This is a genomic window from Halalkalibacillus halophilus DSM 18494 (assembly GCF_000423105.1).
Taxonomy (GTDB): Bacteria; Bacillota; Bacilli; order Bacillales; family Alkalibacillaceae; genus Halalkalibacillus; species Halalkalibacillus halophilus.
In genome coordinates this window covers 364,080-387,231 of sequence record NZ_KE383978.1, presented here as the reverse complement: position 1 = coordinate 387,231, position 23,152 = coordinate 364,080, and the positions used below count along the sequence as shown (strand labels likewise).

Here is a 23,152-nt window from a genome sequence, read left to right as displayed (position 1 = left end):
TAACATCTATTAATGTCAATTATGTTATTTATGTTCGTTTTTGTCAATATTAATTTTAAAATTTCTGAATTTTAATTATTTTTAAACCATATAAAAAAGCGACTGCTCTTTTCGAGCAATCGCTTTTTCTCTAATATGAATTTGTTCTACTCATTATTTAGAGACTTCTACTGATTATCGAGAATGTTCTACTCATTATTCAAAAACTTCTACTCATTATCGAAAACGTTCTACTCATTACCCAAAATCATCTACTAATTACGAAAAACACCCTACTCCGACAACACCAACAACGCCGCACCCAAGATTCCTGCCTCATTTTCAAACGAAGCTAATTTCACATCAAGCTTGTTCAGCATAACTCCATCAAGCTGCTCTTCTAAATAGCTCATCCAGTAAGATGCAGACTCAGACACGCCGCCACCAATGATGACGGCCTCCATGTCCAATGCAGCTTGCAAGGAACTGATCACACATGCCAAGTCGAATGTGAAATCTCGCACGACTTTCTCCGCTTGCTCATTCACTTTAGCAGCAGGGAACAATTCCATCGGGGTCATATCTAATTCCGCTTCTGCGATTCGTCGCTTCAAAGCAGTCCCAGACACGTATTGTTCAAAACAACCACGACGCCCGCAGGAACACATCTCCCCACCTGGATAAAGAATCATATGTCCAATTTCACCAGCTCCACCATTCGGTCCGGCCGATAATATCTGGCGATCGACAATAATCCCACCGCCAAGTCCGGTCCCGAGCGTTAACAGAACACTGCGTTCATACTCACGTCCCGACCCGAATTTCGCTTCTGCCAATGCCGCGCAATTAGCGTCATTTTCTACTTCAACTCGTAAACCCGTTGCCGCTTCTAACTGCTTTTTCACCTCAGTACCTGTCCACCCCGGTAGCGTTTCCGACATATAAACAATTCGGCCAGACTTCGCATCGACGAATCCAGCTGTCCCAACACCAACAGCTTCAATTTCCGGGTACTCTTTCACTAACCTCACAACATGCTCTTCCAACAATTCATATAAAGGAAAGCCCGTTTCAATCCGTTCATCCACATACACTTTTCCATGTTCATCAATTATTCCAAAGCGGATTTTCGTCCCGCCAATATCGACTCCTAGTACTTTCACAACTTCTACCCCTTCCCCATTGAACTCTAATTATTCTCAGACATAATCCGAATTAAATCGTACTGATAATACTTTTTATTTCGAACGCGGTCATCTTGATATACTAATTGCTTTTCAACAAGCTCTCTAAAAGATTTACGAATGGTCGTTGCAGCCAATCCTGTGCGTGATTCTATGGTTTTCACCGTAGCAATCGGATACGTCATCATCATTTTCCATACATATTTTGTTGACGAGATACTTAACTGATCAAGTCCCTCATTATAAAGTTTCTCTGCTCGGTCCAACTTATTGTATTGGTGATCAGCCATTCTAATTGTAGAATCTAAAAAGAAATGAATCCAGCTCTCCCAGTCAGGTTGCTTTTTACCAATTCTTCTAATCCCATTCAGCATTGCATAATACTTAAATTTTTCACGTTCTAGTTCTTCACTAAGAAAGAACGACGGAGAATCAATTAATTTTGACTGAAGCATATAAAGGACAATTAGAATTCTACCCAAACGACCATTCCCATCTAAAAATGGATGAATGGATTCGAATTGAGCATGAATGATAGCCGACTTCAATAATGGATGCAGCAAATCTTCCTCCTCAATATAAGGATGACCATTCATATACATCTCTAAATTACTCATATAATCACCCATCGTTTGCGGTTCGGGCGGGATATAGGAAGCATCTTTTATATTTTTAGAAGGACCTATGAAATTTTGAATCCTTCTGTAATCACCCTCTGTACCTTGAGCTCCTCTAGCATCTTTCATTAACTCTCGGTGCATATCTCTTAATAAGCGCTCCGTAATTGGATACCCTGCTTTAATTGCTTCAACGCCTAATTTCAAGGCACGACGATAATTTCTTACCTCTACCTTTTCCCAGTCAGGTGACTGTTCACTCACTTCGTCTTCTAACATTTCACTAAATGTCACTTGAGTTCCTTCGATTCTTGTCGATTGAACCGATTCTTGGAGGGTTAGTAGTTGAATAAAAGATTCGTTGACCACAGAATAATTAATTTTTTGTTTTAGTTTTTCCAATTTTGAAGTAGCTTCAACTACCTTCTTATAAAAAGATAATTCAACTTCAGCTTCGAATTTCACTGGCAGAAATGGTAACTCATACGGCTTCATCACACTGAACCCTCCTTTTACAACCTATTTATAATAAATTATATCACAAGATAGAAATTTATATAAGTTGCGATATTTTTTTATGATTTTATATCACTATATAAATTATTCAACCAACATAAAAAGACATTACCTCACAGGCAATGTCTTAAGTATAAATTTCATTTAAAAATTTACTATCTACCAAACAAACAACCCTTCCAACTCACCAACAATTCCCCCTACATATAGACGAAACACAATGTATAGGAACACAACCGTCAACACAAAGCTACAAATCGCATGATAAACAAATTGTCCACTCTCATTTGTTTTCATTGAGTGATACATGGTGATCACAACACTACTAACGAATATAAAAACAAACAACCCTCCAATAGCAAGTACTAACGTGAGTCCTACCGATTTGGAAAGTCCGGTGATTACAGAAACACTGGTTAATGCTAAAAACGGAACAGCAAATGCTCCCATCTGTGCAATCAACGTTTTAACAGACAACTCTACCTTCACAAACTTTAACACCACAAGTGATGCTATAAATCCACTTACCACAACCAGAAACCCACTAAAAAACAATCGGCTAGAGATTTCGAAAAATGGTAGGGATTGTTCATTCGGAGATAATAAACTATTCGCTAAAAAATATAAACCTAAAGTAAAAGTTATTAACAATAATAGGATAGAGATAACACCATTACTCATTTTATTTTGATTAAAAGTAAATAATTGAGTGGGATTTTGAAGGGTCGATTGTAGGTATGAAAAATAATTTGAACTTTCCTTATTCCCAGTTTCTTGTCCTTGAGCATCACGCCTACTTGGATAAGATGCTTGTCCCTGTTTCGTGTTAACTTGTGGTGCACCGTTCGGCAAAGGGGTTCCACACTTTTCGCAAAAATTACCACCTAATTGCATCTTCGAACATTTAGGGCATTTTTTATTAGCCATTTAAAAATTCCTCCTCATGACTCTTCTTCGGTCTAAAAATTTGCATGTCTCTATTAGAACATATGAAGGTAAACTGGCTTTAAGAATAAAAGTTGTACCACTTTTGGTCATAAAAAAACGATCACAGGAATTTGCCCCTGTGACCGCCACTAACTTAATTATCATAAAACACAATAGAACTATAAGCACCCAAATTCACATACTCATGATCCTCAACCACTTGTCCACTAGATACTAACACTTTCCCTGCTGGTCGTTCATAACGAAATTCCTCTGAAGAAAAATTACAGTAAACCGTCAACGACTCTCCATTCCAGTTCCGTTTATAAGCAAACACGCTGGGGTGGTCTCGGTCAAATAACGAAAAATTCCCATGTGTGATAACCTCATAATTCTTTCGAAGCTTAATCAACGCTTGATAATATCGGTAAATCGAATCTTCACTCGCTAAATCCTTCTCCACATTAACCTCAGGATAATTCGGGTTCACTTTCAACCATGGCTCCCCTTCAGTAAACCCACTGTTCAGCTCATTCGACCATTGCATCGGTGTTCGCGCATTGTCGCGTCCTTTCCAATAAATCGCCTGCATGATTCGTTCATGCGACCAACCTTCCGCACGTTTCTCATCATACATGTTTAACGTTTCTAAATCCTCATATTCATCCAACGAATCAAACTGCACATTCGTCATGCCAATTTCTTCCCCTTGATAAATATAAGGCGTCCCCTGCATCATATGTAAGCAGGCTGCAAGCATTTTCGCCGAGTCCACACGATATTCCTTGTCATCTCCAAAACGAGAAACAACGCGCGGCTGATCATGGTTATTCCAATAAAGGCTATTCCAACCACGCCCATAAAGCGCATGCTGCCACTTCTCCAAATTCTCCTTCAAATCCACCAAATCAAGTGGCTTTACGTTCCATTTTTCTCCTCCTACTTGATCCAAATCCATATGTTCAAAGGTGAAAATCATATTCAGTTCCTCACGCTCAGGGGCCGTATATTTCACCGCATCATCAGGAGTTGCACCAGGCATTTCCCCAACAGTCATCACATCATAATGCTTCAACACTTCCTCGTGCATTTCATGTAAAAACTCATGCACCCTTGGACCATTCATAAAATAAGCAGTCCCATCGCCTTCCGGATCATCAGGTAACGCAGGATCCTTCGAAATAAAATTAATAACATCCAAGCGGAAACCATCTACACCCTTCTCGAGCCAATACCGCATTATCTCGTACACACGTTCACGAAGCTCAGGATTTTCCCAATTCAAATCCGGCTGTTTTTTTGAAAATAAATGCAGGTAATACTGCGACCGATCCGAATCATATTCCCAAGCAGAACCACCAAATACAGATCCCCAGTTATTTGGCTCCTCTCGCCAAAAATAATATTCAGGATGCTCACGAAACCACTCATGTTCATCTGAAGTATGATTAACCACCACATCCATCATCAACTTCATACCACGAGAATGAATCCCTTCTAGCAAAAGATTAAAATCATCCATCGTACCAAACTCTTGCATAATAGAATAATAATCCCGAATATCGTATCCATTATCATCATTCGGAGAATCATAGATTGGACTTAACCAAATTACATCTATACCTAAATCAGCTAAATAATCTAGTTTTTTGATAATACCTTGTAAGTCGCCGATCCCATCCCCATTTGAATCGTTGAAGCTTCGTGGGTAGATCTGGTAGACGACGGAGTTTTTCCAATTGTTATTATTCATTTGCTTCCTCCTAAATCTCACATATGTAAAAATAGAATTTACTTTCTTGTTAATAATTCTAGCATATTAATAGAATTACTTTTTTGATTGTATAAAAATGGAGTAAATAACCCCCAGCTAATTCTCCCTACTACCACTAAATAAATCTATGATAAAATTATAAAATATTAACCATAGCTAAATGGAGGTCTTCATAATAATGGAAAAAAACACAAGTATAGATAAAGCCTTGTCCATTTTAGATTGTTTTTCAGAAAGAAAATACCAACTCACATTAGATGAAATTGTAAAAGAAACTTCTATACCGAAATCTTCCTCTTTTAGAATCATCACTTCCTTAGAAAACTTCGGCTACATAAAAAAGCATAAAATAAATAATAAGACATGGTATTCCTTAGGTTATTCCTTTCTAGAAAAAGGTTCGATTATTAGAAGTAATATTGATGTAAGAGAATATGCAAGAGAATATATGAAAGTATTAAGAAATCAATTAAACCTAAACGTCCAATTGGCAGTGCTTGACAATCAAGAGGCTATTTACATAGAACAGTTTCAATCTTGGCGACAAATTCGTCTATACCCTGCTATAGGTAGAAGAGCACCACTATATACAGCTGCTTGCCCAAGAGTACTGCTGGCGTACATGAATTCTACTGATCGAGATTGGATTCTTCAAAATACGGAATTCAAGTCTTTTACGAATTCTACCCCACTAAATATACAAGTAGTAAATAAAAAATTAAACCAAATTAAAACTCAAGGGTATAGTATCAGCAAGGGTGAGCTAATTGAAGAAACTATAGCTTATGCCGTACCTATATATTGGCCAAATTCAACTGAAGTTATTGCTTCGTTAAGTGTTGTAGGATTAGAAAAAGATTTTGATCAATCAGAATCTCATTTGATAAAACTTTTAAAAGAGACTTCTAAAGAAATTACAGATAATTTAAAAAATAATTGATATTTTGCAGGAATTTCGACTTCTTGTGTCAAAATTCTATATAGTGGATTATTAATTTCACAATATGGAATGGAGGATTCCGATGGATACAGTAGTGACGAACGACTCTAAAAATTTAAAAAGAGGGTTAGGTTTTGTTGATTTGTGGAGTATCGGAGTAGGAGCGCTTATCGGTGGTGGAATATTCACGGTAATTGGACCTGCAGTGGCTGAGGCAGGACCTGCGCTTTTTATTGCTTTTATCATTGCCGGTATTGTTGCCATATTATCGTCAATGAGTTATGCAGAGCTTGCTTCTAATTGGCCATACCAAGGGGCATCTTATGCATACTCAAAATTTGCATTTGGTAGTATATCGCAACACCTAGGTAAATTAATTGCACTTTGGTGCGCTGGTTTATATTTTCTATCTTTTGCCTTTGCAGCAGGTGCAGTAAATCTAGGTTTCGCAGGTTATTTTAATTTTATTTTTCCTGGCCTACCTCCAGCAATAGTTGCGCCAATAGTTTCTATTTTAATAACATTACTTCTTTTAGTAGGAATCAAATTAACCGGAAAAGTAAATACGGTATTCTCAATAATTCAGGTGATTGCTTTATTTTCTATTGCTATCATTGCAATTTCCGCAAACCCCGTCGGACCTTTTGAGTATTCAAGTTTTATGCCAAACGGTTGGACAGGTGTATTTGCCGCCACTGCATTAATTGCATTTGGACAAATGCAAGTGGAAGCTGTTCTTACATTAGGTGAAGAAGCTAAAAAACCACGAAGAAATTTACCTTTAGCACAGATATCTGCTCTAGTAACGACTGTTGTTTTATATATTATAACGGGTTATGGCGTTGTCTCTTCCGCAAATCCTGTTGATTTAGCTGAGTCAAGTGCTCCTTTATCTTTAGCAATCGAGTCACTTTTACCTGGGCTGGGAGCAGTCCTAATTGCCATTGCTGCACTTACAGCTACGGGCACTTCAACTATTGGTTGTTTGCTAGGTTCATCCAGAATGCTATATGCAGGGGCAAGAGAAAATGCATTTCCTAAGATTTTTGCCAAGGTAGGTGAGAAATCTGGAGTACCTAATAATGCAATAATTTTCACGGGAATTATTGCTTTACTTGCAACGTTTACAAGCGCATTTGGTTATGCAAATGCCATTGGTCTATTAGTCTCTGCAGCAGTTTTTGCTAACTGGTTGATGATGGCACTCATGAATATAGCGCTAGTCATTGTGAGAGTGAAAAGAAAAGATCTGAATCCAACTTTTAAATATCCAATCAATATAAAAGGTATTCCAATATTAGCTATCTTTGCAGCAATTGCATGTATTTGGATACTGACTTATATTGATCCTTTAGCCATATATATTGGGGTCTCTTGGTTAATATTACTAACGATATGGTATGTGGTGTATGCCAAGAATCGTTGGACTTATTTAGATGAAAATGAAATGGCAAGAATGACTAGCCAGACAGAGTAATAAATATAAAGAGGTGATGGAAATGAATTTATGGTTACAAGAAAATAAATGGCAAGATGTAGAGGATTATTTGAAAGATAATAAAACGATTATTGTTCCATGTGGCAGTGTAGAGCAACATGCTTTACACTTACCATTGGGAACGGATGCGTATATTTCACAGAAAGTCGCAGAAGATGTAGCAAAAAAAACGAACACATTAATCGCGCCACCTATATGGACTGGATGGGCACCACATCACATGGCATATAAAGGTACGATTACACTGAGACCTGAAACATTGACCAGTGTTGTTGAAGATACTTGTGCGAGTTTAATTCACCATGGTTTTGAGAAAATAATAATTATTAATGGTCACCGTGAGGCTAACTTGGCACCAATCAGAATTGCGATGACTAGATTAAGAAATAAAACTGCTGCTTTCCTTGCTATAGCAGACCCCTTCTATATTAATCATGAAAAAGGAAAAGAATTAAATGAGGTGGAACCTGGCGGGATTGGTCATGCGGAAGAACTTGAAACTTCGCAAATGTACTATCTATTACCGGATTTGTGCGACGCTTCAAAATCTTCTAAGAATATCCCTGCTAGCCACCGTTTGTTAAAACATGATCCTTTAGTTGAAGGTGATCATTTTATTACAGCAAGTGATGTTTCAACATATAAAGAGAAAACTAAAGGAACAGGAATGATGGGAGACTCTACCAAGGCGAATGCTTCCAAGGGTGAAAAATACCATGAGTCACTAGTCGATAACATTGCAGAATTCATAGATTATGCTGGAAAAGAAATTAAAGTTAAATTGAGAAATAATGATATTCCATTATAATTTAGTGAAATTTAAAAATCCGAACCTTTTCGAATGAAGGTTCGGATTTTTAAATAGCGATAATTTTAACGAATAACTTTCTTAATTGCTCTCCTAATAAAAGCACTTTCTTTTGAAGAAGCTTCTATAACAGCTTCACTGTATAGCTTAATTCCTTCCCCAGCATTTGGGTGAATGGAATCTAGCAGCCAAGTTTTAGGATTTCTAGTCTTAATTCGATTTTTGATATATACATTAGGATTTATATAGTGTGAATTAATAGAGTTAGCGTATGCTTTTAACTCATCACTGTATTCCTTAAGCATCTTAAATCGTTCTACTTTTGGTAGCTTTGATAGCTTATCAAAATTATCAGTAGTCCAAGGAGCAATAAATACAAATTTAGCCTTTTTGTTTTTAGTTTGAATTGCAGAAACGAGTTGGTCTATATTCTTGATATATTCTTCCTTCGTCATTGTACAGAGTTTCGGATCTCTATATCTTACATCATTCGCTCCAATAGCAATAACAAATAAATCAGATTCATTCTCTGCTACCTCACCTGCATATTTCACTAAGGATTTTGCTGTTAATCCATCCTTTGAAAAGCGATTATATTCAACTTCTTTAAAGTTTTCTATCAAAGGTTCAAACCATCCATAACCACCATTTTTCGTACCTTCTGTTAGAGAATCTCCTACAAAGGTAACCTTCTTCGATTTCTTCATCAAATTGTAGATTTTATTCTTTTTCACTTCTTTTGAAAGCTCTAAAGGCTGAACATTAGAGCGTACATAACCTTTATTAGTTTTATTAGCTCGTTCTGCCATTAAATAATATTGTTCTTGCATTTGATCAATACTAATTTTCTCACCTAACATGGTCCCAGTTACAAGCTCTTGTACTTCTTTTATTCTATTAAATTCATATACACTTATCGTTTTTCTCAATTCCCTATCATTCATAACGTCATGAACCGGGAGTGCTCGATAGTTTCCATCTATATAAGCATGTGCCCACAATGGTACACACCCTACACTAAATGGTTTACCAGTTTTAGGATCCAAATATATCTGTGATAATGCAGATGCATCCCCATTTTTATCAATATAAGAATTAACAAAATTACCTGGACAATGAAGTATTAAAACAGAAGAGCCATCTTTCGGACTCTTTCTCCATTCATAAGGCTGAACCGCATGTGCATGATCATTCAATACAACGTTTGCTCCTGCGTCTACAAAAATATCAGCCCAAATCTTTTGGGATTTGTCAGGTTCATGTACGAATTGTTTACCTATATGAGAATGAACAATAATACAATCAGGATTTTCTTTTTTAACTCTTTCAAAATCAGAAATCACATCTTGCTTAACCTTCTCAAAATTTTCATCTTTAGGGGAGACTATTAGAGAAGTCAAATGTTTGTTTTCATTATCTAGAAAGAAACTATTTTTATATCCATTACTATTTCTCGTATAAGTTAAGATTGCTACTTTCAAACCTTTAATATGATAAATCGGTAGCTGATCTTTTTCCTCTTGATTACGGTACGAACCACGATGGTTTAAGCCAACTTTATCTAGGGTATCCAAGGTTCGTCTAGCCCCATCAACCCCGTAATCTAAGAAATGGTTCTGAGCAGTAGTTACAAAATCAAATCCAGCCTGTTTTATTGCATATGCAAAACGATCAGGAAAATTTAATTTCACAGGTATATTGTCCTTATAATCACTAGTACTATACTCTAATCCATCCCCAGCTGTAACACCTTCAAAAACGCCCATATTAAAATCTGAAATACTCAAATATTTCTTTACGTGAGTGAACATTTCATCAAATTCATATTGATTCGTTTCAAAATTATAAGAATTCAAGACTTGATCTCTAAGTAAAATTAAATCACCAACATACGATATGATAACAGCTTGATTGATTTTATCTTTTTCTTGTTGAGTCATAATAGGGTGGATTTTTTTAGTTTTATCTTTGGACTTCTTTATAGATTTAGCTAACAATTTTGCTTTATATTCTGTGATTAAATTTTGTACATCTTCAGATTTTGCAAAATCATTGGAAAGAAGAGCAGAAATATTTTCTTCTGCATGGCCTAGCTTTCCTTTTCTTATCCTACTCTTTGCCTTACTATATTGCCACTCATATATAGCCTGATAATCCAACTCAAAATCTATTTCTTGATCACTGAAAAATGACAGCGCAACATTTTTTAGTTCACCAGATAATAACAGGGCTCTAGCTGTGTAATGTCCAGCAGCCTCTAAATTATAATAGCTTGCATTTGGATAAGCTTCCTTAATAAAAAAGTTCACATAATAGGAATCAATATGATTCTTTTCATCATAAAATATGCAAACGTTTTTATTGGATTTATCTAAATCACTAAGATCTTTATGTTTAAATCCACGATTTTTAAATCTCTGATCCATTAAATTATCAATGACTGGATGGGCAGGAATCCGAGGGCTCATGGCTAAAATGTTTGCGTTTATCATACCACCATAATAAATGGCGGAATAGGCACCTAAACTCGAGCCATATGTATAAACTTCTTTATTCTTAACATATTTGTGGACTACGTTTTTAAACTTTTCGGCAGATAGGAATTGGTAATGAGTAAATTTCTTCTGAGCGACATAAATGTAATCAAACCCTTGATCCATAATTAGTTTGTCAGCAAATCCTGTTTCATCTAAGGGAGAGTCCACTTCGCCAAATGTGATAACACATTTATTACTTGGAGTTGATTTATTTTCATGATAAGTAATTTTGTAATTTTTTGTTTCTATTAAAATCTTTTTTAAATAATGCATAGAATTCTCCTTATGATCTCCTAGTTAGTGTGAAAATTGTTTATCACATTATAGCATAAGGGAATTAATTGTTGTTTGTAAATTAATAACTAGAGTCGATACGTAGCTTAGTACCAACTTTATATTAGACTTTGAATCTAAAAAAGACTTATGAAATCAACTTATCTTCAAAACTAAAAAATCGACATCAAATCTTCTACCATTCTTCCGAAATATATTTCAAACGTTAGATAAATAAAAACTGCAGTTAATGCAAAACTCCCTAAGCTTAGAGAAATAAAATGTTCCGTCTTGTTTTCTTTTACCAGGTGATAAAGGCTTAGTATCACAGCTGACAAACAAGCATAGGCAATTAATCCACCTAACCCTAAAAATGTCGTCAATCCTGCAGAATATGCTAATCCTGTTACCATAGATAATAAAGTTACAACGATAAAAGGTACCGCTAGTGCTCCAGCTTGTGCAACTATACGTTGAAGAGAAAGGTCTACTTTCCCAACTTTCAGCGTTAATATTAATGCTAGAAGACCGGATCCAACAATTAACAGTCCACCGATAAATATCCTAGTAGACAGACCCAATAGTGGCCATGACTCATCTGTAAAGCCACTGGACATTCTACTATACATCCTATCTAGTAAAAAGTATTGGCCGAGTGTGAAAGTAAATGTAAGTAACACTAACGCCAATACTCCAAAGACCAATGAACTTTCATTGGTAGTAACAGCATTGGTTGGATTCTTTAATAGATTCATAAGGTAGATGAAATAATTGTTTCCTGATTCCCTTACCTTTGTTTCATTATTGTTCTTGAGAGTTTGAGTTACTCCTTCACCTTCTATAGGTGCTCCACAATTTTCACAAAAGTTTTGCCTGGTCACTTGGTAACCACATTTTTCACAATACACTGAATCACCTTCCATAAATTAGTTTAACTGTATGTATTTATAGAAAGATTACCATGACTTTAGACTCAACATAATGAAATCTGACATATTTAAGCACAAAAAAAGATACTCCTTTACAGAAGTAACTTTAAATTTATAAAATATTGTCTTAAAGTCTTTCTAAAACACTACTCTTCAACTTCTCCAACCGCTCTTCTGCCTGTTTCCGATCATCCCCACGAACTCCAAAGTAAAACTTGATCTTCGGCTCTGTTCCAGATGGTCGTAAGCAGCACCAGCAATCATCGGATAACTTAAATTTAACCACGTTTGCTGATGGTAAACCTATTTCTTCTGATTCACCTGATTGCATCCATGTGCGTTTGCCAATTAGATAGTCTTCTACTGCTTCTAGCTTTAGTCCTTTAACATTATTAACTGGTTTACAGCGGAAGTCTTCCATGATGTTCTGGATTTGTTTCGCCCCGTCTAATCCTTCTAATTTCATGGAGTGCAAGTCTTCTAAGTAGACACCATGTTGGTCAAATAGTGCATCCAACGCTTCGAACAAAGTCTTGCCTTCCGACTTCCAGTAAGCGCCCATTTCGCAGGCGAGAACAGTAGCTTGGATGGCATCTTTATCTCTTGAAAATGGCTCAATTAAAAAGCCATAGCTCTCTTCGTAACCAAATAGAAAGGTATGCTCTCCAGTTTGTTCGAATGACTCAATCTTTTCACTAATATATTTAAAGCCAGTCAATACATCCATCGACTTTATCCCATGATACTCTGCAATAGCTTTACCTAGCTCAGAAGTAACGATTGTTTTAATCATCATTCCGTTAACAGGTACACTTTCACGATGTGTTAATAAGTAATCAAGTAGTAAAGCTCCTAATTGATTTCCTGTTAATACTTGATAATCTCCTTTTGTATTGATCGCTGCTACACCTAAACGATCTGCGTCCGGATCTGTTGCTATTAACACATCTGCACTTGTAGCTTCTCCCTTATCCATTACCAATTCAAAAGCTTGGTGCTCTTCAGGATTAGGAGATTCCACTGTAGAGAACTCTGGATCAGCATTTGCTTGCACTTCCACTGTATGGACATGCTTAAATCCAGCCTGTTTAAGTGCTTTTTGAGTTAGACCTTCCGCCGTTCCATGTAATGGAGAAAACACGATTTGAAAATCAGATTCAGAAGCGATTATATTAGACTGAAGGGTAACTTTTTTAATAGCTTCTAAGTAAGCTTCGTCAACAGACTCGTCAATCCATGTTAATAAGCCCTTTTCTTGTAAAGCTTCTTCTTTTAATACTTCCACTTGTAGTTCATCTTCCACTTCATTCACATAACCGATTAGCAGGTCCGCTTGTTCCGGTGGCATTTGCCCACCAGTTTCGTTATACACTTTATACCCGTTGTACTCAGGTGGGTTATGGCTTGCAGTAATCATGACCCCAACCGCCGACCCTAAATGACGCACAGCAAAAGACAACTCAGGAGTTGGTCTTAAAGACGTAAATACATAAGTAGGGATATCATGTACACCTAATGCTTTAGCTGTTTCAAGCGCAAACTCCTCAGACATATGTCTACAGTCATAAGCAACGACTACTCCACGCTTCTTCCATGCTTGCCCTTTTGATTCTAGATAAGTTGCAATCCCTTTTGCGGCCTTACGAACGGTATAAATGTTCATACGATTCGTACCTGCACCTAGGATTCCCCGCATACCACCTGTCCCAAAAGCTAATGTTTGATAAAAGGCATCTTCTAAACGATTCGTATCTTCTTTGATTTCTACTAGATTTTGCTTAAGGTTCGGTTCTAACGCATCAAATTGATTCCATCTGTTATAAGAATCTTGCCAGTTCATGTTATCCCTCTTTGCTTCATAATTAGTCCCGACTATAAAGATCTCTTGTGTACACTTTTTCTTTGACGCGATCAAGTTCATCTGACAAACGGTTCGCAACAATGACTTCTGCTTCGCTTGCGAAAGTATCGAATTGATTTATGACTCGGTAACCATCGAATGTCTCTTCTTCTAAGGATGGTTCATAAATCACAATCTCTACACCTTCTGGTAAACGTTCAATCACACCTTGAATCGCTGATTGTCTAAAGTTATCTGAATCTGTTTTCATGGTTAATCGATAAATACCGACAACTTTAGGTCCACGATTCATAATTTGATTCGCAACATGTGTCATACGTGTACTATTGGAGTCGACGATGGCACTTATTATATCGTTAGGAATCCCTTCGAAGTTTGCACGTAATTGTTTTGTGTCTTTTGGTAGACAGTAGCCGCCATACCCAAAGGAAGGGTTATTGTAATGGTTGCCAATACGTGGATCGAGACTAACGCCCTCTACGATTTGTTTTGTGTTAAGTCCTTCTACTTCTGTATACGTATCCAATTCATTAAAGAAGGATACACGCATAGCTAAATACGTGTTCGCGAATAATTTGATTGCCTCTGCTTCTGTCGAATGTGTGAATAGGATAGGTATATCTTCTTTGATTGCACCTTCAGCCAGAAGATTAGCGAAGACTTCAGCTCGTTCAGATTTTTCTCCTACAATAATACGAGAAGGATATAAATTATCGTATAGCGCTTGCCCTTCTCTTAGAAACTCAGGAGAAAAGATAATGCGGTCCGTTTCATAACGTTTACGCATTTCTTCTGTGAAACCTACTGGAATCGTTGATTTAATAATCATGACTGCATCAGAATTATACTTCATTGTATTTTCAATGACAGTCTCCACCGTACTTGTATCAAAATAACCGGATTCTGGTTCGTAGTTCGTTGGAGTAGAAATAATTACGTATTCCGCGCTTGAAAGTGCTTCTTTTTGGTCAGTGGTGGCTTTTAAGTTCAACTCTTTTTCAACTAAAAACCGCTCAATTTCATCATCTTGAATTGGAGATTTTTTGTTATTGATTAAGTCTACTTTTTCTTGAATGATATCTAGTGCTGTTACTTCGTTGTGTTGGGCTAAAAGTACGGCGTTGGATAAGCCGACGTAGCCTGTTCCTGCGATGGTTATTTTCATTATTTTCCACCTACTTTATAATAGTCCATGTACCAATCAACAAACTTCTTCAAGCCTTCATCAATTGTAGTTGTTGGTTTAAAACCAGTCGCTTCTGTTAAATCATCAATATCCGCATAGGTTGCTTGTACATCACCTGGTTGCATTGGTAGGTACTCTTTCTTAGCTTTTTTACCTATATGCTTTTCTAAAGTTTCAATAAAATCCATTAACTTAACTGGTTGATTGTTACCTATATTATAAATCTTATATGGTGCATAACTAGATTCAGGAGTTGGATTTTCACGGTCCCAATCCGGGTCTGGCTGTGGTGGTTGATCGATTAATCTTACAATACCATCTACAATATCATCTATGTACGTAAAATCACGCATCATCTCTCCATTATTAAAGATCTTAATCGTATTGCCTTCAATAATGTCTTTAGTAAAAGAATAATAAGCCATATCTGGTCGACCGTATGGACCATAGACGGTAAAGAACCGAAGACCAGTTGTTGGTATTCCATATAAATGGCTATAGGAATGAGCCATTAACTCATTTGATTTTTTTGTTGCAGCATAAAGACTAACAGGGTGATCCACTTCATCCTTTGTAGAAAATGGCATCTTTGTATTAGCCCCGTAAACCGAACTTGAGGATGCATAAATCAAGTGTTTTACATCATAATTTCTGCAAGCTTCTAAGATATTACCAAATCCCTTAAGATTTGAGTCAATATATGCTTGTGGTTTTTCAATGCTGTAACGAACGCCTGCTTGTGCGGCGAGATTGATTACAACATTTATATCACCATATTTGTTGAACACACTTTCTAGTGTATTATAATTTATCAAATCAGCTTTATAAAAATTAAAGTTTTCATATTTATTTAACTCATCTAATCTCGACTTTTTTAACATTGGGTTATAATAATTATTAATATTGTCATAACCAACTACATTGTATTCCATTTCCAATAATCTTTTCGATAGATGCATACCAATAAAACCTGATGCACCGGTAATAAGAATAGTCAAATTATACACATCCTCTTTAAAATGATCCTTTTCCAAAAATAGCTTGAATTATTGTACTGTATACAATCCTTAAATCCCTTTTTATATTCATGTTTCTAATGTATTCTAAATCATATTCAATTTTTTCACCATGTGAAATTTCAGACCTTCCTCGGACTTGTGCTAACCCTGTTATGCCAGGCTTTACTAATAATCTTTGTTTTTGGTAATGATTATAGTATTTAGTTAGATCCGGAATCTCTGGTCTTGGTCCTACAATAGACATTTCACCTTTTAAAACATTGAAGAATTGAGGTAACTCATCTATACTATATTTCCTCATAAAATATCCACTTTTTGTAATGTTCGGATTACTGGAGGAGGACTTAAATACGAAACTAGAAGGAACACCTTCTTCCCACTCATAATCATAATTGTTTTCTTTCTGCTGTTCATTAATTCTCTTCATTGTTCGAAATTTATACACTTTAAAAATTTCTTCATTAATGCCAACCCTATCCTGTTTAAACATAATTGGCTTTCCATCAACTATAAAAACAATGAGCGACATCAAAATTAGAATAGGACTGATTATTACTATAATTAATAAACTTAAAAAAATGTCAAGAACTTTTTTTTTAATTAATAAACCATTTTTGGGCTTCATTAACTTTTTGTTTATCCCTTTGATCGAATTCTGCCTCATCCTTTAGACCACCTATCCCATTTGCTATTCCAATAACCTGTGTTGGATTATCTATATTATTTAAAACTATTTCTCCCTCTTCACCTAAAACACCGCCAGCAACTGCACTTAATCCATTTAAATATTTTCTTCCAATCACTTTGTTAAAAAAATATTTTACATCTTTATGAGTACTTAAAAATAAATAATTAGACGCAACTCTTACGTCTAAACGCAATAAATATTTGTTTTCTTTTAAACATTCACTTATGAAATTATCACTAAAGTTATTAATTCCTCCATCCAGAGATATTGAATTATTTTTTAATAATTTTACATAGTCAGATGTTATGACATTGTCTACTGAAACGAAAGATATTAAAGCATCGAAGGTATTTTCATAGATTTCAAGATTTTGAAATCTACTAATCTTGGTATTATTATATTTAGGTAATATACAATTAAGACCTTCTATAATAGTTTCTATTCTCTCAATATTTCTACCAGTTATATATACATTACATCCTTTTTCAGCTAATCTGAGGGCAACCTTACTGGCAATATTTCCGTAACCATATATCAAAATTTTTTTTCCAAAAATCTCATTTTTAAAATAGTTGCTTACTAATATATCTGTAGATTCAACTGTTAAATCATTAGTTTTTATATAAATAATATTAGTTTTTTTTACATATTTTTTTGCTAAAGTAGCTAAATTTAATTCTTGCTTGCGTTCAACATCTATAAAAAACTTTTCTACCAAACCATCAAAAGTTTCTAATATTTTTTTAAGATGAATCTCTGAGGTAATTAAAAAACAATGTATTGTCTTCCCGCCAATAACTTTTTGGGGTAGAATTTTAAACTCTTCCGATTTCCTTGATGTTGTATTAATTTGTATAAAGTCATTTAAATCTATTTCTTCTTTTATTCTATTAATATCCATTTGTACCTCCGGTTTGTATTTATTTTTCTATGTTTAGTGAAAGATAAGTACAATACTCATTATTACCAATTTTAATTCGACATTTATCCAAAACAAAATTCATAACTTACTAATAAATAGCTTAGATTTTTAAGTTTAGTTTATTAAACAAACATCAACATTAATCACAACCATCTAAAGAAAAGTGTTTGTTTAAATATGCTGAATTTAAAATGGAATTAAATTTACAGATAAGGTAATGTAAAAAAACATTAAATAAAATTTCAATATTTTTGCATTATCTCATGTTCGACTTATATATAGATTATCTAACTCTTCATTACATGTTTAATTAAATACTCTTTTTTGTTTAATTTCATTTTTTTGTAATCCAATTTCAATTCTAAACTATTCATTTTATCTTCAAACTTTTGAATATTAGAGATAACTTTTGCAGGATTTCCTGCTACTATTGCATTCATTGGCACATCTTTAGTTACTACTGATCCAGCACCAATAATTGCATTTTCACCAATATGTATACCCGGCATTAGTATTGCGTTAGCGCCAATAAAACAGTTATTGTCTATTATAATATATCCAAATTTCATATATTTTTTTTCACCATAATTTAACACTCTGGTAGCACCATCATGTGTTAAAAATGTAACATTACTTGATATAGTTACATTTTCACCCAACTTGATTAAATACGGCTCTGGGCCGAATTTAGGAAATCCCATAATTTCAGTGTTCTCACCAATTTCTACACCTTTGTTCTTGTAAAAATTTAACAAAAAAGTTTTTATTAAAGATTTAATTCGCTTCATTCCTTAGTCTCCCTCTACAAATGTCATATATTTTTGAGTGACCTCTACAATATCGTGTTCTTCTATAACATTCTTGATAGTTAGTTCCTTATATAATCTTAGGTTTGCCATTACATTTTGAATTTTATCAGCATACAATTTCGGCCCGATAATTGGCAAATCATTATAGTTCCATGAAACCCACTTGGGGTTTATGTTATCAAACTCATTAACCAACAATTCTTTGGATGGTACCAATTCTCTAATCCCTCCTGAATTTGGGGCTATCACTGGTAAACCACAAGCCATTGCTTCTACAACTACGTTAGGGCATGGATCGGCGTATGAAAGATTTAACATTAAATCGCATTCAGAATAAAATTGTGGTAACTCATCTGGATCTACATAACCATGGAAAATAAAATTAGATTGGGTATTTGTTTTTAATATATTATTTTGAATACGTTGTTCGGTATCAATAAATTTATCCCATGGGTTTTTTACCCCACTTCCCACTACATGTATTTTATGATTAATTCCCATATAATTAAGCTCTCGAGATATTTCTGGAATTAAATGTACTCGCTTAGGTGGAACCATCCTATGAGAAACTAGTATGTTTAATTCATCATTTTGTTTTATTCTTTCTTTAGGTTTAAATCGCTTTAAATCTACTCCATTTTTAATGATTGTACTTTCTTTTCTTTCTATATTATTTCTTTTAAATAAAAATTCCTCTATTAAAAATTTTGAGTATTCACTTTGGTATATCACCTTGTCAGCATAATTATAATTCTTAATTAGTATATTATTTTTATATAAAAGGAATAAGTTATTAATTTTACTTATTATTGCTTTTGGTAGAGGCGAATTGCTTGGTAGTAACCTCATATTATAAATACCATCAAATCTCACAACTATTTTTGTACCACTAGCGCTCTTTTTATTTCTAACAAAATTAGGTATTGGTTTAAATGATAAATTTATCCAGGTGTCAAAGTTTTCGTTATCAAATTTACCTTTCTCATCAATTATACTCCTTAATCTACTCATAAATACTTTTGGTCCGCTTTTTAGATTCGCTACAGTTTCGTCCATTAAACCTATTTTTTTCATAACGACTGATTTCTCCTATTTTATAAATATTTGTTACTATTATTAACCAACAAAAATGTAATAATGTTAAGTTGAAAATAGTTGTTTCAAAAAACTGATGAACAGTAATTGTTATAAAAATCGAAAATATTATTATTTTGCTAAAAATATAATCATCATTATTGAATAGTTTATATAAGTTTATGTAAATCATTAATAAAATAAAAACTATTAATGCTAGCCCTAAAATTCCACCTTCATATAATACAGTTAAATAATAATTGTGGAGTGTAGAGTCAGATCCATAACCCCTGAGTAATGCCTCCGAAGATCCATATCCTTGACCAATTATAGGGTTTGAATTAATTAGCTCTGTAATACCCCAGTACCAAAAATCCTGTCTTCCAGTTAAATCGCTGAATGTTATAGCTCCAATCCACACAGAGGAAATTGCTAATGGTATTATAATAAAAATAATAAACCTTAATTTAATTAATAACTTCTTTTTATATAATAAAACTAAGGCAAAAAGTACAATTACCCCTAATAACAGTGCTAAAATAGAAGTTCTAGAAAAACTCAAATATAAAGCTATAATTTGTAATAATATCCCAATTAAATAGTTTGAAGATTTGTTGTTTTTATACAAATATATTGATAATAATATCGATATCATCAGCCAACTACCCATAGTGTTCGAATTCCCTGCCAAAGAGGACATTCTACCTTCAACTAGTACTTGGCTAAATGAGAATCCGAACAGGTTTATTGATTGAATAACTATATTATCCTCTTGCGAGATACTCCCAAACATAAATACTATAATTCCATAAAGAGATAAAATAGACATAGAGTAAAATATAAATTTTGAAAAAAAGTAAAAAGATCTATAGAAATTTTGTGTATATATATAAATTAAAAATACAAGTGAAATTATTAACATTGAGAGTAAGTGAATGTTATTTTCGATATTAAATTCTTGATAACCAAATGTGTAAACACTGTTAATTAAAAACAAATATAGATAATAAACAAATATACCAAGTAATAGTAATAAAAAATTAATGTGAATCTTCTTATCTGAATTGATTATGTTTTTTATTAGAGCTAACGATAACATCAAAACAATAAGCAATGTACCATTGTTTATTAAGTAGTTCTCTTGTGTCCAGCGTAAGTTTACAGTAAAAATTATAATTAATACAATTAAAAATCCTTTGCTGGTTTTAGTACTATTTAAAACACTGTTCAATTGCATAATTTAACCTCTCATTGTAAGAAGAAATTGTGAAATTCTCATAAGCTCGCTTATAACCCGATTGAATGATGGCTTCTCTTTTCAAAAAATTGCTGTCTAAATTTAAGATTTCTCTTACTATCAAGTATGGATCAATTTCCATGGGTTTAACTAAAGAATCAGTCATAGGATTATAAACTACTTCAGGCAAGTCTTTATCATAGATTGCAATTTGAGGTTCAAAAAGAATACCGGTTTCTCCATCCTTTACAACTTCAGGGATTCCATCTATTTTAGTTGCTAAAGGTATAACGTTATTTAATGCTGATTCAACTAATACATTACCAAAGGGTTCCCTTATTGATGGAAGTATCATGTACCTTGCATCTTCCAAATAATCCTTTACGTTATTAACACTTCCTAATAACCTGATATTGTCCAACTCATAGCTGTTTTTTAAACTTTCAAGTTCTTTCTTCAAAGGGCCATCACCAATAATGTCACACTCGTACTTGATACCGTGTTCCTTTTTCAAAATATTTATCACTTCTATTACAGTTGCTGGAGACTTTAATTTTTCCAGTCTACCTACAAATACTATTTTTTTCTTTTTATTTACATCTTTAACTGTTGAATTTGGCATATACGCCCCATTGTGTATAATTTTTATTTTATTTTTGTCAGCTCCATATTTCAACTCTAAAATTCTTTTCGAAGCATTAGAATTGCAAAATATCTTGTCGGAAAAAAGAACCCAAAATTTTACTAATATTTTGGAAACGGGTTTGCGTATTAACCAAGCCCCTCCACGTTCATGACAAATAACTTTCTTCTTTAGCATGAATTTACCCAGAAATGTAGCCAAAATATTTCCGCTCAAGTTTTGTCCATAAATAACATCAGCTTTATTTGACTTTATAAAATTCAATATTTTGAATAAATTAGGTATATATTGTTTTTTATTTTTCCCTATATCTATATATTTAATATTTTGGTCTTGCAATAAAAACTTAAACTCTTCAGATATACCAAGACCAATTACATAATTTTCGAATTTATTATTTTTATTATGGTTTACAAGGTTATTAATAAATAAAACCTCTGCTCCTGCTCTTTTATATAAAGGTAATATATGTACAATCTTCAAGATAACCCTTCCCTCTTAGTAATAATAATTTTATATAAGACTTTGATGTTAAAAAATATTTTAAGCATATATGAAATCATTAAAGTATATGCTGCTCCTTCCAAACCATAAATAGGTATTAAAAACCATCCAAAGATCAACGTTGAAAAAAAAGATATATAAGTATAAATATATTGTTTTGAAAAATTCCTAGTAGTTGTAGTAATAATTCCTAAAATTGTACTTAGATAACCTACTGATGTGGCTAACATTATTACAAAAAAAATATTCCCGGCATCAGAAAAATTCGATCCATAGATAATATGAATAATATTATTGCCAAATAAATAAACTATAAGTAAAATTATTCCAGAAAATATACTGATGAGGATCATTGTTATAAGTGAAAACTTAACAAATTTTTTTATATTATCTTTAAAATATAACGCCAACTTTGGTGCGACTAACTGCCCTATCGAATTCACCAAAATCAATCCAATATTAGCAAGTTGGAATATAGCTGCAAATATTCCAACTTGCTCTATTGTAGTGAAATATTCTAAATAATAACGAGGTATTTGTATATTTAATGATACTAATAAGGACACAACACCCAAAGGTAAAGATAAAATCAAAATCCCTTTTATCTTCTCAATAGAAACTGAATTAACATTAATCTGTTCTATTTTTTTTGCCTTTTTCAAATCATAAAACATAACACGCATAGCTGTGGTGAATACAAGTAAAGTTAAAAATACTATTATACTGATATCTAATAGATAATAGATTAAGAGTGATAATATTAATATAGCTGCTCTTAAAATTTGTGAAGTTGCAAGGTATTTCATTAAATTGACTTTTTGAAAGACCCCGTAAAATATATCAGAAATCGAATCTAAGGTGTACAAAAAGAATACTAGATACAATAATTGAATTTCTAATTTATCCAATTGTAAACTAATCATAATAAGAGTTATAGGTACTAAACTGAATATAGATGTTAGAAGTCTTGTAACTAAGTATTCATTAATTGAGTTTTCATCTTTTGCATCTGTTACATATACATTCCTCATTTGTAGTGAAGAAAACAAAATTAAAGGTGCACATATTGCTACACTAAATGTATATATACCTAACATTTCTAAACTAGACGTCCTAGCAATTCCCCAAATAATAAACCATTGTGAAAAAGCTAACATTAAATTACCTAAGATTGCATAAAAGCTATTACCGATCTTTATACCTTCCAAGTTCAAATTTTTTACACTC

Annotated in this window: 19 protein-coding genes; 3 read left to right on the top strand and 16 right to left on the bottom strand. The window is 33.7% G+C overall.

From position 1 onward, the window contains the following. Window positions 1-272 precede the first annotated feature (272 nt). From G532_RS0113590 to G532_RS0113575, 4 genes are all read right to left on the bottom strand, one after another. A complete protein-coding gene (locus G532_RS0113590) occupies window positions 273-1,142 on the bottom strand; it encodes an ROK family protein (protein WP_027965289.1) in 870 nt (289 codons plus the stop codon). Between the two features lie 26 nt (window positions 1,143-1,168). Beyond that, on the bottom strand, window positions 1,169-2,275 hold the full coding sequence (locus tag G532_RS0113585; RefSeq protein WP_027965288.1) for a Fic family protein: 1,107 nt from the start codon (window positions 2,273-2,275) through the stop codon (window positions 1,169-1,171). 180 nt (window positions 2,276-2,455) lie between these two features. Continuing rightward, window positions 2,456-3,223, bottom strand: a complete 768-nt coding sequence (locus G532_RS0113580) for a zinc ribbon domain-containing protein (RefSeq protein WP_027965287.1) — start codon at window positions 3,221-3,223, stop codon at window positions 2,456-2,458. A gap of 154 nt (window positions 3,224-3,377) precedes the next feature. After that, window positions 3,378-4,976, bottom strand: coding sequence for an alpha-glucosidase (locus G532_RS0113575; RefSeq protein ID WP_027965286.1), 1,599 nt, complete (start codon window positions 4,974-4,976; stop codon window positions 3,378-3,380). Window positions 4,977-5,175: 199 nt separating this feature from the next. Between G532_RS0113575 and G532_RS0113570 the strand changes: the two genes are divergently transcribed. From G532_RS0113570 to G532_RS15695, 3 genes are all read left to right on the top strand, one after another. After that, the gene (locus G532_RS0113570) at window positions 5,176-5,937 is read left to right on the top strand and encodes an IclR family transcriptional regulator (protein ID WP_027965285.1); all 762 of its coding nucleotides are present in this window, start codon (window positions 5,176-5,178) and stop codon (window positions 5,935-5,937) included. A gap of 82 nt (window positions 5,938-6,019) precedes the next feature. Further along, a complete protein-coding gene (locus G532_RS0113565) occupies window positions 6,020-7,414 on the top strand; it encodes an APC family permease (protein ID WP_027965284.1) in 1,395 nt (464 codons plus the stop codon). A gap of 22 nt (window positions 7,415-7,436) precedes the next feature. Next, window positions 7,437-8,243 (top strand): creatininase family protein, encoded by an 807-nt coding sequence (locus tag G532_RS15695; RefSeq protein WP_051189188.1) that lies wholly within the window; start codon window positions 7,437-7,439, stop codon window positions 8,241-8,243. 65 nt (window positions 8,244-8,308) lie between these two features. Here G532_RS15695 and G532_RS0113555 read toward each other — a convergent pair whose 3' ends face one another. From G532_RS0113555 to G532_RS0113500, 12 genes are all read right to left on the bottom strand, one after another. Beyond that, the gene (locus G532_RS0113555) at window positions 8,309-11,053 is read right to left on the bottom strand and encodes a CapA family protein (protein ID WP_027965283.1); all 2,745 of its coding nucleotides are present in this window, start codon (window positions 11,051-11,053) and stop codon (window positions 8,309-8,311) included. A 173-nt stretch (window positions 11,054-11,226) separates the two neighbouring features. Continuing rightward, window positions 11,227-11,961: a zinc ribbon domain-containing protein gene (locus G532_RS0113550; RefSeq protein WP_027965282.1), complete on the bottom strand. Its 735-nt coding sequence runs from the start codon at window positions 11,959-11,961 to the stop codon at window positions 11,227-11,229. 148 nt (window positions 11,962-12,109) lie between these two features. Then, on the bottom strand, window positions 12,110-13,822 hold the full coding sequence (locus tag G532_RS0113545) for a phospho-sugar mutase (protein ID WP_027965281.1): 1,713 nt from the start codon (window positions 13,820-13,822) through the stop codon (window positions 12,110-12,112). Window positions 13,823-13,844: 22 nt separating this feature from the next. Then, window positions 13,845-15,008: a nucleotide sugar dehydrogenase gene (locus G532_RS0113540; protein ID WP_027965280.1), complete on the bottom strand. Its 1,164-nt coding sequence runs from the start codon at window positions 15,006-15,008 to the stop codon at window positions 13,845-13,847. Next, window positions 15,008-16,027 carry an NAD-dependent epimerase gene (locus tag G532_RS0113535; protein ID WP_027965279.1) on the bottom strand — a complete coding sequence of 340 codons (1,020 nt, stop codon included), beginning with the start codon at window positions 16,025-16,027 and terminating at the stop codon, window positions 15,008-15,010. The genes G532_RS0113540 and G532_RS0113535 overlap by 1 nt, the downstream gene beginning before the upstream one ends. A gap of 16 nt (window positions 16,028-16,043) precedes the next feature. After that, the gene (locus G532_RS0113530; protein ID WP_211220366.1) at window positions 16,044-16,712 is read right to left on the bottom strand and encodes a sugar transferase; all 669 of its coding nucleotides are present in this window, start codon (window positions 16,710-16,712) and stop codon (window positions 16,044-16,046) included. Continuing rightward, window positions 16,645-17,637: a hypothetical protein gene (locus G532_RS0113525; protein WP_027965277.1), complete on the bottom strand. Its 993-nt coding sequence runs from the start codon at window positions 17,635-17,637 to the stop codon at window positions 16,645-16,647. Before G532_RS0113525 ends, G532_RS0113530 begins: the two co-directional genes overlap by 68 nt. 308 nt (window positions 17,638-17,945) lie before the next feature. Continuing rightward, a complete protein-coding gene (locus G532_RS0113520; protein WP_027965276.1) occupies window positions 17,946-18,446 on the bottom strand; it encodes an acyltransferase in 501 nt (166 codons plus the stop codon). A 3-nt stretch (window positions 18,447-18,449) separates the two neighbouring features. Next, a complete protein-coding gene (locus tag G532_RS0113515) occupies window positions 18,450-19,541 on the bottom strand; it encodes a glycosyltransferase family 4 protein (RefSeq protein WP_027965275.1) in 1,092 nt (363 codons plus the stop codon). Further along, window positions 19,471-20,778, bottom strand: a complete 1,308-nt coding sequence (locus G532_RS0113510) for an O-antigen ligase family protein (RefSeq protein WP_027965274.1) — start codon at window positions 20,776-20,778, stop codon at window positions 19,471-19,473. The genes G532_RS0113515 and G532_RS0113510 overlap by 71 nt, the downstream gene beginning before the upstream one ends. After that, window positions 20,753-21,904 carry a glycosyltransferase gene (locus G532_RS0113505; protein WP_027965273.1) on the bottom strand — a complete coding sequence of 384 codons (1,152 nt, stop codon included), beginning with the start codon at window positions 21,902-21,904 and terminating at the stop codon, window positions 20,753-20,755. Before G532_RS0113505 ends, G532_RS0113510 begins: the two co-directional genes overlap by 26 nt. Next, a complete protein-coding gene (locus G532_RS0113500) occupies window positions 21,901-23,139 on the bottom strand; it encodes an oligosaccharide flippase family protein (protein ID WP_027965272.1) in 1,239 nt (412 codons plus the stop codon). Before G532_RS0113500 ends, G532_RS0113505 begins: the two co-directional genes overlap by 4 nt. Between the last annotated feature and the right edge of the window lie 13 nt (window positions 23,140-23,152).

Excerpts from the sequence above, each read along its gene's own strand:
- G532_RS0113585 (WP_027965288.1), bottom strand. The coding sequence starts at position 2,275 with ATGAAGCCGTATGAGTTACCATTTCTGCCAGTGAAATTCGAAGCTGAA.
- G532_RS0113580 (WP_027965287.1), bottom strand. The coding sequence starts at position 3,223 with ATGGCTAATAAAAAATGCCCTAAATGTTCGAAGATGCAATTAGGTGGT.
- G532_RS0113575 (WP_027965286.1), bottom strand. The coding sequence starts at position 4,976 with ATGAATAATAACAATTGGAAAAACTCCGTCGTCTACCAGATCTACCCA.
- G532_RS0113570 (WP_027965285.1), top strand. The coding sequence starts at position 5,176 with ATGGAAAAAAACACAAGTATAGATAAAGCCTTGTCCATTTTAGATTGT.
- G532_RS0113565 (WP_027965284.1), top strand. The coding sequence starts at position 6,020 with ATGGATACAGTAGTGACGAACGACTCTAAAAATTTAAAAAGAGGGTTA.
- G532_RS15695 (WP_051189188.1), top strand. The coding sequence starts at position 7,437 with ATGAATTTATGGTTACAAGAAAATAAATGGCAAGATGTAGAGGATTAT.
- G532_RS0113555 (WP_027965283.1), bottom strand. The coding sequence starts at position 11,053 with ATGCATTATTTAAAAAAGATTTTAATAGAAACAAAAAATTACAAAATT.
- G532_RS0113545 (WP_027965281.1), bottom strand. The coding sequence starts at position 13,822 with ATGAACTGGCAAGATTCTTATAACAGATGGAATCAATTTGATGCGTTA.
- G532_RS0113540 (WP_027965280.1), bottom strand. The coding sequence starts at position 15,008 with ATGAAAATAACCATCGCAGGAACAGGCTACGTCGGCTTATCCAACGCC.
- G532_RS0113530 (WP_211220366.1), bottom strand. The coding sequence starts at position 16,712 with ATGAGGCAGAATTCGATCAAAGGGATAAACAAAAAGTTAATGAAGCCC.
- G532_RS0113525 (WP_027965277.1), bottom strand. The coding sequence starts at position 17,637 with ATGGATATTAATAGAATAAAAGAAGAAATAGATTTAAATGACTTTATA.
- G532_RS0113520 (WP_027965276.1), bottom strand. The coding sequence starts at position 18,446 with ATGAAGCGAATTAAATCTTTAATAAAAACTTTTTTGTTAAATTTTTAC.
- G532_RS0113515 (WP_027965275.1), bottom strand. The coding sequence starts at position 19,541 with ATGAAAAAAATAGGTTTAATGGACGAAACTGTAGCGAATCTAAAAAGC.
- G532_RS0113510 (WP_027965274.1), bottom strand. The coding sequence starts at position 20,778 with ATGCAATTGAACAGTGTTTTAAATAGTACTAAAACCAGCAAAGGATTT.